Genomic DNA, 14,450 nt, shown 5'->3' with positions numbered 1-14,450 from the left:
AGCGGCTGCCTTAGCGGATAATCGGGCTGCGCTCGAAGGGCCGGTCGCGGTCGAAGAGGAAGCGGTAGGTGGCGTGGGTTTTGCGGATTTTGGCCCCGATGGAGCGCGTGGTCACCAGCATCCGCGGGTTGAAGTCGCCGATCCAGTTCATCTCAATATCAGTGTACCCGCCTGATATGAAGCGCTTTTGCGCATCCAGAATTAGCGCCGAATCAAGGCCCGTACCCTGGTGATCGGGCACAACGCCGTAAATGATGCCGAGCATCTTCTTATCGCGGCTGCGGCCGTAGCGCCACTGCTGCCACAGGAAGCGCACCTTGCCCAGCAGGTTCAACCGGCGACCCACGTGCTTAAAAATCTGGTTCAGCTCGGGCAGGCTGAGGAAAAAGGCCACCGGCTCGTCGTCGCAGTACGCGAAGGCCAGCAAGCGCTCGTCGAGCACCGGCTTCATTTCGCGAACCAAGTCGCGGGCCTGGTCGAGGTTCATGGGCTTCACGCCCGCGTGGCGGCCCCAGGCCAGGTTGTACACGTGGTGGAAGTCTTGGGCCAGCTTTTCGGGGTCGGCCTTGCGGCCGTAGTCGAAGCGGTAGTGTGGGTCGGCCTCAAACTTCTCCAGGCGCTGGTAAAAGCTGGGGTGCAGCTTGGTGAGCACCGGGCGGGCGCAGGTGTATTGCTTAAAATATACCTGAAATCCGTAATCCTCAAATAGTTGCTGGTAGTAAGGCGGGTGCCAGAACATGCCGTAGTTGGGCTCCCACTCAAACCCGTCAATCAGCACGCCCCAAAACCGGTCGCGCTCGCCGAAGTTGATGGGGCCATCCATGGCCTGCATGCCGCGGGCCGCCAGCCAGGCGCGGCCCGCGTCGAAGAGGTGGCGGGCCGCCACGGGGTCGTTGGGGGCCTCAAAAAAGCCCAGGCCGCCGGTGGGCAGGTCGGAATTTTTCACGTCCACGGCCTCGCGGTTGAGGAAGGCGGCCACCCGGCCCACGGCAATGCCCTCGGCGTCGAGCAACACCCAACGGACGGCCTCGCCGGTGGCCAGATTGGGGTTTTTGGCGGGATCGAACACGGCCTCCACCTCGTTGTAGAGCGGGCCGATGTACTGCGGGCGGTGGCCGTGCAGGCGCTCGGGCACCGCCAGAAACTGCTGGTGCCGGGCCGGCGAATCAACTTCGTGCAGGGTGTAGCTCATTGGGGCAAAAGTAAAAGCTGGGCCCGGGGCCCCAAGCAAAACGCCCACCCGGCCGGGGGGCCAAGTGGGCGTTTCAGAAACTGGTGGGAAGTAAAGGATTCGAACCTTCGACCTCTGGCGTGTGAAGCAAGCGCTCTAAACCAACTGAGCTAACCTCCCAGAAAAACCGCCCGGGGGCGGGGTGGCCGCCGAGGCGACCGGAGTGGGAGATACTGGGTTCGAACCAGTGACCCTCTGCTTGTAAGGCAGATGCTCTGAACCAGCTGAGCTAATCTCCCGGGTGTTTTTGTTTGGGACTGCAAAGATGGGGGATTTTTTTTGCCCGGCCCAAACCACAGGCCTTCAGGGGCCCTATTTCTGGGCTAAATCGCCGAAAATAACAGACAATCAATTTATTTTCAGTCAGATAAATTTTGCTGTTTTTTCGCCCGCTCCCGCTGAGTGCTGGTCCCTAATAACGTAATCTGCCCGCTTGCGTTAAAGTACCCGGCAATTTTGCCTACTCCCTTCCTTTCACCGCTCATGGACACGCAGCTCTTAAAAGACTATTCGGAAGCCGAAAAAACGGCCTATTTGAGCGCCATTGCCAGCCTGGCCACTGCCGACCGGCAGGCCTCGGGCCCCGAAACCGAATTTTTGCAGGCCCTGGCCCAGCAGGCCGGCCTGTCGGACGGCGCGGCCCAGCAAGTACTGGCCGCCGCATCGGCCTCCAACAACCAAACCATCCAGCAGAACCTGGACGTGCTGAAAAATAGCGATTTGCGCTTTTCGCTCATCACCGACCTCATCAGCTTTGCCCGCGCCGACGGGGCCTACTCCAACGACGAAGAGGCGATGGTGAGCAAAATGGCCTCTTACCTGGGCATCAGCGCCGACCAGAAGCAAACCCTGGAAACGGTGGTGGACCAGGCCAACACCGTGGCGCATGACCCGCAAGACCCGGCCAAAGAGGGTTTTTTCGACAAGATTGGCGACAAACTCTCCGGCGTGGGCATTCCCAAAGGGGCCCTAATGGCGGGCCTGCTCGGCGTGGTGGCCCCTATGGTCATCTCGCGCATGGGCGGCGGGAGCAGCAATAACAACAGCAATCAGTCGTCGGGCGGTGGCCTGTTGAGCAGCGTGATGGGCGGCAGCATGGGCGGCCTGCTCGGCGGGGCAACCCAGGGCGGCATGGGCGGCATGCTCGGCGGCCTGCTGGGCAGCGTAATGGGCGGCGGCCAGGGCAACAGCCAGGGCTCGGCCATCGGCGGCGGCGGGCTCGGCTCGATGATGTCGGTACTGGGCGGGCTGGGCGGCCGGCCTAATTCGCAGCCGGCCAGCGCGGGCGGCAGTGGCCTCGGCGGCCTACTTAGCGGCGGCATGGGCGGCTTGCTCAGCGGCATCTTCGGCGGCAACCGCTAAGGCCCCCAGGGGCCCTGGGGCCTACTACACACTTTAATAAAGCGCAAAAGCGGCCGCTCCCTAGGGAGCGGCCGCTTTTTGTTGGTTGGGGGCCCTAGGGTTTGATAAGGGTAGTGGTAGTGGTGCTGGCAAACAGGCCGCCTTCCTTTTCCACCACTTCCACGAGGCGGTAGTTGAGGTCTTCCTTGGTATCGAGGTATTCGTCGTAGTTGCTGGTTTCGATGAAGTATTGCACGGTCACCTCCTTGCCCTCGGGCGTGAGGGCGTTGAATTTCATCTGTACCTCCTTCGTCACGAGCGGATGCGCCTGCATTGCGGCGATGGAACCGTCGATAATGGCGTGGAGCTGGGCGCTGGTGGTGCGCTGGTCGAACACGAGCGTGAAGCCCACCCGGCGCGCGGTGCGCAGCGAGAGGTTATCCAACGGCTTATCAATCATGCTTTTATTGGGCACGGTGAGGTAGCTTTTTTCGGCCGTGCGCAAGCGAGTGCTACGGAAGCCGATCTTCTCCACCGTACCGCTCACATTACCGGCCGTCACGAGGTCGCCTACGCCAAAGGGCTGGTCGAGGAAGATGGTGATGGAGGCAAGCAAATTTTCCAGGCTTTCCTTAGCGGCAAAGGCCACGGCTAGGCCCCCAATGCCCAGACCCCCAACCAGAGCCGTCACGTTCACGCCAAATACTTGGCCCAGGGCCACTAGTAGCCCAATGACTCCCACGAATACCTTAAGCAAATCTTTGGCAAAAGGCAAGAACTGGCTGTCGAGGCGGTTGACGCCCACGGCCTTTAGCTGAGCGCGGCGTTGCACCACCAGCAGCGCAAAATCGACAAGCCGCGTGATGCCCCACACCACGGCCGCAATCACGCCCAAGTGGAACAGGCCCAGCAGCGCCACCTTGGGCCAGGGGTCGACGCTGGGCACGCCCTTGAGCGGCAGCGGGTAGCGAATAAGGCCAAAAGCGATGTAAAACGTCACCAAAAACAGCAGGATGCTCAGGGGTTGGATGAGCAGGTCGTGCAGCTCCGTTTCGCTCACGCCGGCCGTGTAGCGCTTGGTGAGACGGAAGAGCGCGGCGCTGACCAAGCGCGAGAGCAAGCGGTTCAGGCCCGCGCCCAGTATTAGCACCACCAGGGCCCACACGTAGTCGATCAGTTCGTTACCAAACACCTCGCGGTGCAGGAAGGGGGGTATTTCCATACTTTTTTTAAGATAAAATAATAAGTTACTGCTCAGTTCTAGTACGGCCTAAACGCTGACCTGTTGGTCTTGAGCCGAGGCCCGCCCGCCCGGCCGGGGCCCCCAGCGGCCCCGGGCCCAAATGTTATACCCGCCCACGGCCGAACCATCTGGCGGAAGATATTGTATTAAGCTTATTCTAGATTTGTGGAATAACTAGGCTCTTTAAATTACTGCATGAAACCTCTTCTTTCGCGCGTTGAAGCGCAGCAACTGGACCGCGCCGCGGCCATGCTAAAAGTACTTTCTCATCCCAAGCGCCTAGCCATCGTCGACCTGCTTGGCAAAGGCAAAGGCAAAGACAACCAGCTGTCCGTCACCGACATCTATCAAGCCCTGGACCTGCCGCAGGCCATTGCTTCGCAGCACCTCATCACCCTTAAAGACCGGGGCGTGCTAAAATCGACCAAGGTGGGCACCAAGATTTACTACTCGCTGGCCGTGCCCCAGCTGCTGAAAGTTATCGATACGCTGGAGGATTACTCGGGCAAGGTTTAGCGCTACCACGCTACTTTTCCACGCAAAAAGGCCGCCTTTAGGGCGGCCTTTTTGCGTTTTATAAATTATTTTTTGGACGGCTGGTTAGGCCACTGGCTGGCGCTCGAGGTCAAAGAAATTGCTGAGCAGTTCCATGAGCTGGCCGGCCTCGGCTTCGTCGCGCTGGCAGGCGGCTTTGAGGTGCAGCACCTGCTGCTTGAGCACCTTCTGCATCAGCGAGCGGGTCACCTCGTCGAGCAGCTTGCTTTCGGCGGGGGTGGCCTTTTTCTGGTAGCGGTCCAGCTCTTCAAGGCGCAGCTGCTCCAGGCTGGCCTTTACCTTCTGGATGATGGGCGACACCAGCATTTCCTTGGCCCAGCTCTGCATACCTGCGATGCTCTCGGCGATGATGGCGCGCACCTGGGGCACAGACGCCAGGCGCATTTCGAGGGCCGCGGAAGCCTTGCTCTGGATGGTGTCGACGTTGTAGACCAGCACGCCGGGCACCAGTTCCACGTCGGGGGCAATGCTGCGGGGCACGCTCAGGTCGATGAAGAACTTGAAGCTTAGCACGTCGAGGTGCTGCACCAGTTCGGGGGTGAAGAAGGGCTCGCTGCGGTTGATGGACGAAACGATGACGTCGGCGTCGCGCAGGGCCCCGGTCAGGTCCTCGAAGTTGACCACCTTCAGGCCGCCACACTCCTCAGCCAGGGCATCGGCCTTGCTGCGGGTGCGGTTGCAGAGCGTGACGCTGGCGAAGGACTTGCTGCCGGCCAAGTGGCGGCACACATCGGCCCCAATTTCGCCCAGGCCCACCACCAGCACGCGGGGGTTGGCCACGTCGGCGGTCAGCTCTTCGGCCAGCTCCACGGTGGCGTAGCTCATCGAGGCGGCCCCGTCGCGGAAGCGCGTTTCGGTTTGCACACGCTTGTTGGTGAAGAAGATGGTGTGCAGCAGGCGGTGCAGGAAGGGCCCCGCGGCGTCGCCGTCGGCCGACCACTGGTAGGCCATCTTTACCTGGTTGCTGATTTGCAAGTCGCCCACCACCTGGGCGTCGAGGCCCATGGCCACGTCGAACAGATGCTGCACGGCATCATCGGCCGAGGTGAGCAAGTCGAAGTACGGCAGGAAGTTGCCAACGTCGGGCCGGCCCTTGAGGGCCCCCAGCGCGAGGATGACGTCGCGGCTGCGGTCGTCGTCGGCGGCGTAGTACACTTCGGTGCGGTTGCAAGTGCTGAGCACAAGCAGGTCGGACAGGCCCAACTCGTGGCGCAGCGTATTCAGGAAGCGGCGACAGGCGGCCTCGTCCAAGGCCAGCAGCTCGCGGATGGCGAGGGGGGCTTTTTTGAACGAGAGGCTGACGGCCTTAAACGGGTGGGACATAGGGAAACCGGGAGGGAACCGGGCCACAAAATTACGGCTGGATTGACGAAGATTAAAACAGCTTAATTACCCGTTGGGTTCGGCTCCGGCAACGCCTTTATTTACCGGGCGAACCGCCGGATATTCTGGTTGAACGGTAACCGAACATTTGTACTATGCCCATATCATCGCCGCTGGCGGCCGCCCCCGTTTCCGTACCGCCCGCCGTGGCCGCGGCCCCCGAAGTACCCCTGACGCCCCCGGCCCCAGGGCCCCCGGCCGCACCCGCCGCGGCCTGGGGCCTGCTGCTGCTGCTGGCCACCATCTGGGGCACGTCGTTCATCCTGATGAAGAAGGGGCTGGTGGTATTTTCGGCCCTGGAACTGGGGGCCTGCCGCGTGAGCGTGGCGGCGCTGCTGCTGCTGCCGTTTGCCGTGCGCCAGGTGGGGCGGGTGGAGCGCAGCCGCTTCAAGTGGCTGGCATTAAGCGGCGTAGTGGGCACCCTGCTGCCGGCTTTTCTATTTGCCTACGCCGAAACGCGGTTGGCCTCGGGGCTGGCGGGCGTGCTCAACGCCCTCACGGCGGTGTTTGCGCTGCTGGTGGGGGCCCTACTATTTGGGCAGCGTCTCACGGGGGCCCGTACGCTGGGCGTGGGACTGGGCCTGCTGGGCACGGTGGTGCTGATGGGCCTGGGCGGAGCCGGCGCGGCCACGGCCCCGGCCGGGGCCAGCAATGCCTGGTACGGCCTTTATATTGTGGTGGCCACGGCCGGCTATGGCTTGAGCGTTAACGTGATAAAATATAAATTAAGCGGGTTACCGCCGCTTACCGTTACGGCGGTGCTGCTGCTGCTCATCGGGGGGCCGGCGCTGGCCTACCTGCTGCTGGGCACTGCTTTTGTGCAAAAGCTGGCGGTGGTGCCGGGGGCCTGGGCGGCGTTTGGCTACATAGCCCTGCTGGCTACCATGAGCACGGCCGTGGCTATGGTGCTGTTCAACAAGCTTCTTCAGCAATCTACGGCCCTGTTTGCTTCGTCCAGCACCTACCTTATCCCCATCGTGGCGCTGGGCCTGGGGGCCCTCGACGGCGAGGCGTTCAACCTGTGGCACGCGGCGGGCATGGCCATTATTTTAGCCGGTGTGTTCATCATCCACCGGGCGCGGTGAGGTGGAAAACGGGTGCGTAAAAAATTAATTATGGGTTTTTTACGCACCCGTTTTCCTCCTCACTCATTCAAGTAAGGCCAGGCTTGGAACCGGGCGGGCTGGCCCGCGGCCCGGGCGTTGCTGTGCACGTAGGCCAGGGCCCCGGCCAGCTCAGCGGCGTCGAGCAGCGGCACTTCGAGCCAGCCGGTTTGCCAGAACTCGGCCTCAGGTGGCAGCTTGGGGCGCAGCAGGTGGCGGCAGGCGGTGCCGGTGCGCAGGTGGAGTAGGTCGAGGGCTTTGGCGAAGGATAGGCCGCTGCTGGCCGGCAGGTGCAGCACGAGGTGGGCGTGGTTGGGCAAAATGGCGAAGCCGTGCACGACGAAGCCAGTTTCGGCCAGCATCAGGATTTCACCGGCCAGCACTTCGGCGACTTTCTCGTCTTCGAAGAAGCGCGGGCCGCTGGGGCCCCGGTCGAGCACGGCGTCGAAGCGGGCGAAGAACTGCTTTTGGGCCCGGTGGTGGCTGGTGCCGGCGGGCAGGGGCTGGGCCCGGGCAGCTTGCAGTTCGCGCGCGGCAGCGGCCGGGATGGTGCCGTGCAGGCGGAAGGTGAGCAAGCTAGTCTGAACCACAGGGCGGGCGGGTTTAGTGCAGGCGCAGGCTCTGGGGGCCCAGCAGTGCAGCGTGGGGCCAGCGCGAACCCAGTAAAGTTATTGTCTAGCGGACAGCTGGTTACAAAGAGGACCCCAGCTTACGGGACTGGCCCGGGCGGAGCTGCACAGCTACCTCTTTGCTGCCGTAGCGCACGCGGGTGGCCGTGCCGGTGGTGCTGCGCACGGTGGCGGCCAGCAGCTTGCCGTTTTGCCAGGCCAGGTCCACCTCGAAGCCGCCGCGGGCGCGCAGGCCGGTTACGCGGCCAGTGGGCCAGGCAGCAGGCAAGGCGGGCAGCAGGTCGAGGGCCCCGTCCTGGCTTTGGAGCAGCATTTCGCCGATGCCCGCGGTGCCCCCGAAGTTGCCGTCGATCTGGAACGGCGGGTGGGCGCAGAACAAGTTGGGGTAGCTGCCACCGCCGGTGTTGTACTGGGTGTTTGCCAAGCCGGTGAGGTGCAGCAGGTTGCGCAGCAACAGGTGGGCGTGGTCGCCGTCGTGCAGGCGGGCCCAGAAGTTAATTTTCCAGGCCAAACTCCAGCCGGTGCCTTCGTCGCCACGCAGCTCCAGGGTGCGGCGGGCGGCGGCGGCCAGGTCGGGCGTGCCGAGCGGCGAAATCTGCCGGCCCGGGTACAGCCCAAACAGGTGCGACACGTGCCGGTGGTGGGGCTCGGCGTCGTCCCAGTCTTTATACCACTCCTGGAGGTTGCCCTTGCGGCCGATGTGGAACGGGAACAGCTGGGCCTGCCGCGCCACCAGCAGCTGGCGGAAATCGGCGTCCACGCCCAGCGCTTCCGACGCCTCGATGGTGTTGCGGAACAGGTCGCGGATGATGGACATGTCCATCGTGGAGGCCACCGAGATACTGCCCTTTTCGCCTTTTTCGGTGATGAAGATGTTCTCGGGCGACGTTGAGGGCATGGTCACCAGCAGACCATTTTTGTCGGCCACCAGGTAGTCGAGGCAGAACAGGGCGGCGTCCTTCATCATCGGGTAGGCCGCGGTGCGCAGGTAGTTAGAGTCGTTGGTAAAGCGGTAGTGCTCCCACAGGTGCTGGCTCAGCCAGGGGCTGCCCATGTTCCAGTTGGCCCACATGGGCTGCCCCTTACCCAGGTCGCCCACCGGGTTGCTCGTGGCCCAGATGTCGGAGTTGTGGTGCACGGCCCAGCCCTTGGCTCCGTAGAAGTTCTGGGCCGTGGCGCGCCCGGTCACAGCCAGCGTCTGCACGAGGGCTAGCAGGGGCTCGTGCAGCTCGGAGAGGTTGGCGGTTTCGGCCGGCCAGTAATTCATCTCCGTGTTGATGTTGGTGGTGTAGTTGCTGCTCCACGGGGGCCGCACGCTGTTGTTCCAAATACCCTGCAGGTTGGCCGCCTGCCCGCCCGGCCGCGAGCAGGCAATCAGCAAATAGCGCCCGTACTGGTAGTAGAGGGCTTCAAGGGCGGGGTCGGGGGCCCCGTCGGCGTAGCGCTTGAGGCGCTCGAGGGTGGCGAGCGGGGCCCCCGCCGGGTCGGGGCCCAGGTCGAGGCGCACGCGGCGGAAGTACTGCTGGTAGTCACGCACGTGGCGCTGGCGCAGGTCCTCAAACGACTGGGCAAACGCCGGGGCCAGGTAGCCAGCCGCCCGGCGGTCCTCGTCTTGGCCGTCGCGGTCGGGGCACTTGTCGTACCCGTTGAAGCTGGTGGCGGCCGAGAGGTAGAGCACCGCCTCGGTGGCCCCGCGCACGTGCAGGCCGGCGGCGTCGGTGGCCACGGTGCCGCCCCGGCTCTTGGCCTTCAGGCGCAGTTCGAAGCGCATGCCGCGGCACCCGCCGGGTGCCTCGTACACCACGGGCTGGGCGTTGTAATCCACGTAGTTGGGGTCGGCGTGGGCGGGCGCCCGGCCGCGCAGCACCAGCTCGTCGGCCCCGGCCGGGGCCACGGCAAAGCGCAGCTGGCTATTAGCCGACACGTCGAAAGTGAGCCCGCCCTTGCGGCTGCTTCGGAACCGCACCGCAATCACTTGGTCGGGGGCCGAGGCCAGCACCTCGCGGCTGTACTGCACGCCGCCCGCCGTAAACTGGGTGTGGGCCGTGGCGTCGGCCAGGTCCAGGTCGCGGTAGTAATCAGTGGGGGCCCCGGCGAAGGACTGCTTGATGGCCACGTCGCCCAGTGGCATGTAGGCCTCCGTGTAGAGGCCCTGCATCTGACGGCACAGGGCCTCGGCCTGCTGGTAGTCTTCGCGCGCAAGCGCCGCCCGCACCTGGGGCAAGTAGCTGGCTGCCGTGGGGTTGGGGTTGAGATTGGCCGGCCCACCCGACCACAGGCTGCTCTCGTTGAGCGAGAGCAGCTCTTCGCCCGGCCGCCCAAACACCATGGCCCCGAGCCGGCCGTTGCCCACCGGCAGGGCCTCCGTCCAGGTGGCGGCGGGGGCCCGGTACCACAGTTTCTGGGGCTGCTGGGCGCGGGCGGGCGGGGGCCCCAGCAAGAAGCCGGCGGCCAAGAGGAAAAGCGGAACGAAGCGCATAAAGGGAAAAGCAGCTGAGCAGTAGCGGGCCGGGCCCGCAATGTAGCAGAAAGTACCGGCCTCCCCCACCTCGCCGGGGTCCCTAAATGTTAGCGGCTTGGTTCAGCCGCGAGTGTTTGTGGCCATAGCCGAAGTACACCACCAGCCCGATGAGCAGCCAGGCGAAGAACAGCACCCAGTTGCTGATGCCAAGCTGCGTCATCAAATACAGGTTGATGAGCAGGCCCAGGGTGGGCAGCAGCGAGAGGTTTTTCTGGAACGATACTACCGCCAGACCCCCGCAAAACAGCAGGAACACGAGCATCGGAATCTGGTGGCGGAAGCCCTCGTAGCCTTCGCCGAAGCTAGCCATGTGGGCGAAGGTGCGCACCTCGGCCTGGTTGTATCGCCAGAGCAGGGCCCCACCAATAAGCAGAATAATGAATACCAGCCACTTGCCATTGATATACGGCACGGTGAAGCGGGCCTCGGAGCGGCCGTAGGGGTCGATGATGAGGATGCCGCCGCACACCAGCGCAAACGCGAACAGGGTGCCGATGCTGGTGAGGTCCACCACTAGGTCCATGTTCAAAATCAGGGCCGGCACGCCCACGAAGATGCCCGTGACGATGGTGGCAAACGAGGGCGTGTGGAAGCGTGGGTGGATGCGGGTGAACACGGTGGGCAGCAGGCCGTCGCGGGCCATGGTGAGCCAGATGCGCGGCTGCCCCAGCTGAAACACCAGCAACACCGAGGCCATAGCAAACACGGCGCTCACGGCCACCAGGCCCGAGAGGCGCGGCAGCCCCACCCGGGCAAACACGAACGAGAGCGGGTCGCCCACGCCCAGTTCGGTGTAGGGCACCATGCCGGTGAGCACCAGCGTGATGACCACATAGAGCACCGTGCAAATGATGAGGGCGTACATCATGGCCCGGGGCAGGTCGCGCTGGGGGTTTTTGCACTCCTCGGCCGTGGTGGAAATGGCGTCGAAGCCGATGTAGGCGAAAAACACCGCCGACACGCCCTTGAGCACGCCGCCCACCCCGTGGGGCGCAAACGGGTGCCAGTTGGCCGGCTTGATATAAAAGGCGCCCACGGCAATAACCACCGCCACCACCACCAACTTCAACACCACCAGTAGGTTGGAAGCGTACTTGCTCTCCTTAATACCAACGTAGACGAGCCCCGTGATGAGCACCGTGATGCCGAACGCCGGCACGTCGGCCACCAAGTGCCAGTCGCCAAACAGCACCGGCGCCGAATTCCAGATTTTGTAGCCTTCGAGCTGGGCCGCCGTGGCCTGGGCCAGCGGCTGGTGGGCTTCTATAATATTTACTACGGCGGTGTAGCCCTGGTAGGCCCCCTGGGCCCCGGTGCTGAGGTAGGCCGGAATGTGCCAGCCGATGCCGTCCATCAGGCCCGTGAAGTAGTCGCTCCACGAAATGGCCACCACGATGTTGCCCACCGCGTACTCCATGATGAGGGCCCAGCCGATGATCCAGGCAGCCAGCTCGCCGAACGAGGCGTAGGCGTAGGTGTAGGCCGAGCCGCTGACGGGAATGGTGGCCGCGAACTGGGCGTAGCACAGCGCCGAAAACGCGCAGGCCACCGCCGTGAACACGAACAGCATCGACACGGCGGGGCCCCCGTCGAGGCTGGCCTTGCCGATGGTGCTGAAAATACCGGCCCCGATGATGGCCGCAATGCCCAGCCCGGTGAGGTCGCGCACGGTGAGGTGGCGCTCCAGGCCACCGCCGGGCCCGTCGTGGTCGGCGGGCGGGTTTTGGAGGATGGCCGCGATGGTTTTGCGGCGAAAAAGGGAGTTATCGGACGGCATGAAGGGCAAGCGGAGCGGGTTTGAGGGGCAAAAGATAGGGCCGCCGGGCGGCTTATGGTTTGCTGGGGCCCCGCCGCCGCCTCAGCGCAGGAAGCTGTTGAGCACGCTGCGGCCTACGCTGCCACCCACGCTCAGCACCGCCGAGCCGTTGCCAATCCGCACCGGCACGCCCACCGACACGGTGCCCGTGCCGCCCCCGTAGCCGTTATATCCGTTATAACTATTGTTATACGGCCCGTTGCGCAGGGCCAGCGGCGCAAACCCGGCATTGGCCGGCAGGGCGCCACCCTCGGGGCCGTAGGGGGCCCCCGCGCCGTAGGCTTGCAGCTGGTACGGGGCGAAGGTGTATTGCACAAAAGGGCGCGGCCGGCCGGTGGCACTCGTGCCCAGTTGGTAGCGCAGGTAGGGCTGCACCCCATAGCCGTAGGTCGCGGGCGTATTCAGCGGCAGGTAGCCGCCCGCCGCGTAGGCTCCCGCCAGAAAATGCCCCTTGCTGGGCGCCGCCGGAGCCGGCACTTCCAGCCCGAGTCCGCTCGATTGGGCATGGCCCGCGAAAGGCGTGAGCAGCAGCGCAAGCGCCGCGATGCGGAAAGAAGGAGCCATAGCGAGCAGGGACAAGGGCGGGCAACACCGATTCAACGCTGCCTAAGGTACAAGGTTTTGGGCGGCTGGCCGGGCGGGTTGCCAGGTAATTGCTGGGGCCCCGTGTGCAATCGGGCAGGGTCCGGCATCAGGGTAGCAACCACTTTCTACTCCATTATATATGGCCCCCCGCCCCACCACCGTTCACATCCCCACGCCCTGCGCCGAAAGCTGGGCCGCCATGACGCCCCGGGGCCCCGGCCGCCACTGCGCCGCCTGCCAGAAAACGGTGGTGGACTTCACCCAGAAAACCGACGGCGAGATACTGGCCATGCTAAAGCAGGCCACGGGCCGCACCTGCGGGCGCTTCTATGCCGACCAGCTCAGTCGGCCGCTTGTGCCGCTGGCCGTGGGGCCCCCAGCCGGTGGCGCACCTGGCTAGCGGTAGCCGTGGCGGTGTGGGGACTGCGGGAAGGCGTGGGCGCAGCGGCCCAGGCACAAGTGCCCACGGAGCTACGGCCACCGGGGGCGCCATTAGCAGCTCAGCTGGACAACAGTCAGTTGCAAATGAAGGTGTTGGTTGAAGGCACGGTAACCGATGGCTCGACCCACGAGGGGCTACCAAGCGTTACCGTTTCGCTGAAAGACACAAAAATTTGGTGTTCAACCAAAGCAGACGGCACCTTTCAATTGGCCGTGCCGAAGGAACAGGCAGAGTCCTCCTTCACTATAACCGCTTCTTTTGTTGGTTTCGAAACTAAACAAATGGCGGTTATTGCCAAAACTGGAGTACCGGTTGTTGAGGTCGCGCTTGCCCTCAATACAGTGTAGCTAGGCGAAACCACGCTCACCTCGCCGCCTTCGTGGCCTTGGCACCCGCGCCGCTTTTACAACTGGAGCAAATACTGGCTCACCCAGCCGTTTCGCCGGAGCTAAACAGCCGTTTCGACCAAACTTTTCGGGGCCCAAAAGCCTTCTGGCAGGGTATGAAATTTCTGACTTTTGCCCTGGGTTTACTGCTGGTTTCCGCGTGTTCCACTTTTAAGCCCGTCCCGACTACCCGCTTCAACTCCACCGCCACCCGCGCCGTGCTGCCCCAGGAGGAGGCCGTGCACCCCAAAAACTCGCTGGAGTGGTGGTACCTCACCGGCCACCTCACCGACCAAGCCACCGGCGAGCAGTTTGGCGTGGAGTACGTGTTTTTCCACTTCAACCTGAAGGACGGCAAGGACGACTACCAGATGGTGAACGTGGCCCTGACCGACCCTAAAGGCCAGCAGTTCCGTTACGACTATAAGCTGGGCAAGCTGCCGCGCCTGCTCACCGACTCGCTGCCCGTGCGCTTGCGCGAGCACAAGGGAAATGAGGTCTGGAAATTTGACGGCCAGGAGGGCAAGTACCAGCTGCAAGCGGCCTTCACGGGCAAGCAAAACGCGGGCTACGCCATCAACCTGAGCACCGTGCCCACCCGGCCCGCGGTGCTGCACGGCGGCGGCACGGGCTACGAGAACTACGGCAAGGGCATTGTGGCTGGCTACTACTCGTACCCGCGCCTGGCCACCACCGGCACCCTCACGGTGGGCGGCAAAACCCACCAGGTAACCGGCGAGCTGTGGTACGACCGGCAGTGGAACTGCACGGCCATCGTGAGCAAAGACATTGGCTGGGACTGGCTCAGCATCCAGCTCGACCAGCCCCGCGAGGAGCTGATGCTGAACACGCTGCGCAATAACGCTACCGGCGAAAACCTCAACAACGGCACCTTCAGCGCTGACGGCGGCCGCAACCTGCACCTCTCGGGGCCCGATTTCCAGCTCACGCCCCTCACGTACTGGACCAGCCCAAAATCGAAGAAAAAGTACCCCGCCAAGTGGCGCGTGCAGGTACCCGGCCAGGGCTACGACCTCACCGTGGAGCCCCTGGTGCCCAACCAGGAGCTGGCCCTGCGCTTCTTTCACGCCTTCACCATGTACTACTGGGAGGGCATGTGCCGCGTAACCGGCACCCACAACGGCCAGCCCGTGACGGGCAAAGCCTACGTAGAAATCACGAACCGCTAGTTTTTATCTAGCCGTTTTCAGTAAA

13 protein-coding genes and 2 tRNA genes are annotated in these 14,450 nt (G+C 63.8%); 6 read left to right on the top strand and 9 right to left on the bottom strand.

Annotation, left to right across the window (positions count from 1 at the left end; all coding sequences use genetic code 11):
• Nucleotides 1-10 precede the first annotated feature (10 nt).
• From EAH73_RS18710 to EAH73_RS18700, 3 genes are all read right to left on the bottom strand, one after another.
• A complete protein-coding gene (locus EAH73_RS18710; RefSeq protein WP_140468948.1) occupies nt 11-1,192 on the bottom strand; it encodes a hypothetical protein in 1,182 nt (393 codons plus the stop codon).
• An 81-nt stretch (nt 1,193-1,273) separates the two neighbouring features.
• Nucleotides 1,274-1,351, bottom strand: a tRNA-Val gene (locus EAH73_RS18705).
• Nucleotides 1,352-1,395: 44 nt separating this feature from the next.
• Nucleotides 1,396-1,470 (bottom strand) — tRNA-Val (locus tag EAH73_RS18700).
• Nucleotides 1,471-1,714: 244 nt separating this feature from the next.
• Between EAH73_RS18700 and EAH73_RS23925 the strand changes: the two genes are divergently transcribed.
• Nucleotides 1,715-2,593, top strand: a complete 879-nt coding sequence (locus tag EAH73_RS23925; protein WP_140468947.1) for a TerB family tellurite resistance protein — start codon at nt 1,715-1,717, stop codon at nt 2,591-2,593.
• 94 nt (nt 2,594-2,687) lie between these two features.
• Here the strand turns inward: EAH73_RS23925 and EAH73_RS18690 are convergent, their stop codons facing one another.
• Nucleotides 2,688-3,794: a mechanosensitive ion channel family protein gene (locus EAH73_RS18690; protein WP_140468946.1), complete on the bottom strand. Its 1,107-nt coding sequence runs from the start codon at nt 3,792-3,794 to the stop codon at nt 2,688-2,690.
• Nucleotides 3,795-4,010: 216 nt separating this feature from the next.
• Here EAH73_RS18690 and EAH73_RS18685 point away from each other — a divergent pair, with 216 nt between their 5' ends.
• Nucleotides 4,011-4,331 (top strand): ArsR/SmtB family transcription factor, encoded by a 321-nt coding sequence (locus tag EAH73_RS18685; protein WP_068237743.1) that lies wholly within the window; start codon nt 4,011-4,013, stop codon nt 4,329-4,331.
• Between the two features lie 84 nt (nt 4,332-4,415).
• Here the strand turns inward: EAH73_RS18685 and hemA are convergent, their stop codons facing one another.
• The gene (gene hemA, locus EAH73_RS18680; protein ID WP_140468945.1) at nt 4,416-5,693 is read right to left on the bottom strand and encodes a glutamyl-tRNA reductase; all 1,278 of its coding nucleotides are present in this window, start codon (nt 5,691-5,693) and stop codon (nt 4,416-4,418) included.
• Nucleotides 5,694-5,848: 155 nt separating this feature from the next.
• Between hemA and EAH73_RS18675 the strand changes: the two genes are divergently transcribed.
• Complete coding sequence (locus EAH73_RS18675) at nt 5,849-6,838, top strand: DMT family transporter (RefSeq protein WP_140468944.1); 990 nt, start codon at nt 5,849-5,851, stop codon at nt 6,836-6,838.
• A gap of 59 nt (nt 6,839-6,897) precedes the next feature.
• Here EAH73_RS18675 and EAH73_RS18670 read toward each other — a convergent pair whose 3' ends face one another.
• The 4 genes from EAH73_RS18670 to EAH73_RS23195 form a co-directional block, all read right to left on the bottom strand.
• Entirely contained in the window at nt 6,898-7,446 is a 549-nt protein-coding gene (locus tag EAH73_RS18670; protein ID WP_140468943.1) for a hypothetical protein, read from the bottom strand.
• A gap of 100 nt (nt 7,447-7,546) precedes the next feature.
• On the bottom strand, nt 7,547-9,964 hold the full coding sequence (locus EAH73_RS18665) for a glycosyl hydrolase family 95 catalytic domain-containing protein (protein ID WP_140468942.1): 2,418 nt from the start codon (nt 9,962-9,964) through the stop codon (nt 7,547-7,549).
• An 82-nt stretch (nt 9,965-10,046) separates the two neighbouring features.
• Nucleotides 10,047-11,783, bottom strand: coding sequence for an amino acid permease (locus tag EAH73_RS18660; RefSeq protein WP_140468941.1), 1,737 nt, complete (start codon nt 11,781-11,783; stop codon nt 10,047-10,049).
• Nucleotides 11,784-11,864: 81 nt separating this feature from the next.
• On the bottom strand, nt 11,865-12,386 hold the full coding sequence (locus EAH73_RS23195; RefSeq protein WP_161599606.1) for a hypothetical protein: 522 nt from the start codon (nt 12,384-12,386) through the stop codon (nt 11,865-11,867).
• A gap of 160 nt (nt 12,387-12,546) precedes the next feature.
• On the opposite strand from EAH73_RS23195, the gene EAH73_RS23190 reads away from it, so the two are divergent.
• The 3 genes from EAH73_RS23190 (at nt 12,547) to EAH73_RS18650 (ending at nt 14,425) form a co-directional block, all read left to right on the top strand.
• Nucleotides 12,547-12,807, top strand: coding sequence for a hypothetical protein (locus tag EAH73_RS23190; protein ID WP_161599605.1), 261 nt, complete (start codon nt 12,547-12,549; stop codon nt 12,805-12,807).
• 125 nt (nt 12,808-12,932) lie between these two features.
• Nucleotides 12,933-13,196, top strand: coding sequence for a carboxypeptidase-like regulatory domain-containing protein (locus EAH73_RS23185; RefSeq protein ID WP_161599604.1), 264 nt, complete (start codon nt 12,933-12,935; stop codon nt 13,194-13,196).
• A 155-nt stretch (nt 13,197-13,351) separates the two neighbouring features.
• On the top strand, nt 13,352-14,425 hold the full coding sequence (locus EAH73_RS18650; RefSeq protein ID WP_140468940.1) for a lipocalin family protein: 1,074 nt from the start codon (nt 13,352-13,354) through the stop codon (nt 14,423-14,425).
• The last annotated feature ends 25 nt before the right edge of the window (nt 14,426-14,450 follow it).

This window comes from Hymenobacter nivis (assembly GCF_006439025.1).
Taxonomy (GTDB): domain Bacteria; phylum Bacteroidota; class Bacteroidia; order Cytophagales; family Hymenobacteraceae; genus Hymenobacter; species Hymenobacter nivis_A.
The sequence above is the reverse complement of the archived record's forward strand: the minus strand, read 5'-3'. Positions and strand labels throughout refer to the sequence as shown.

Excerpts from the sequence above, each read along its gene's own strand:
- EAH73_RS18710 (WP_140468948.1), bottom strand. The coding sequence starts at position 1,192 with ATGAGCTACACCCTGCACGAAGTTGATTCGCCGGCCCGGCACCAGCAG.
- EAH73_RS23925 (WP_140468947.1), top strand. The coding sequence starts at position 1,715 with ATGGACACGCAGCTCTTAAAAGACTATTCGGAAGCCGAAAAAACGGCC.
- EAH73_RS18690 (WP_140468946.1), bottom strand. The coding sequence starts at position 3,794 with ATGGAAATACCCCCCTTCCTGCACCGCGAGGTGTTTGGTAACGAACTG.
- EAH73_RS18685 (WP_068237743.1), top strand. The coding sequence starts at position 4,011 with ATGAAACCTCTTCTTTCGCGCGTTGAAGCGCAGCAACTGGACCGCGCC.
- hemA (WP_140468945.1), bottom strand. The coding sequence starts at position 5,693 with ATGTCCCACCCGTTTAAGGCCGTCAGCCTCTCGTTCAAAAAAGCCCCC.
- EAH73_RS18675 (WP_140468944.1), top strand. The coding sequence starts at position 5,849 with ATGCCCATATCATCGCCGCTGGCGGCCGCCCCCGTTTCCGTACCGCCC.
- EAH73_RS18665 (WP_140468942.1), bottom strand. The coding sequence starts at position 9,964 with ATGCGCTTCGTTCCGCTTTTCCTCTTGGCCGCCGGCTTCTTGCTGGGG.
- EAH73_RS18660 (WP_140468941.1), bottom strand. The coding sequence starts at position 11,783 with ATGCCGTCCGATAACTCCCTTTTTCGCCGCAAAACCATCGCGGCCATC.
- EAH73_RS23195 (WP_161599606.1), bottom strand. The coding sequence starts at position 12,386 with ATGGCTCCTTCTTTCCGCATCGCGGCGCTTGCGCTGCTGCTCACGCCT.
- EAH73_RS23190 (WP_161599605.1), top strand. The coding sequence starts at position 12,547 with ATGGCCCCCCGCCCCACCACCGTTCACATCCCCACGCCCTGCGCCGAA.
- EAH73_RS23185 (WP_161599604.1), top strand. The coding sequence starts at position 12,933 with ATGAAGGTGTTGGTTGAAGGCACGGTAACCGATGGCTCGACCCACGAG.
- EAH73_RS18650 (WP_140468940.1), top strand. The coding sequence starts at position 13,352 with ATGAAATTTCTGACTTTTGCCCTGGGTTTACTGCTGGTTTCCGCGTGT.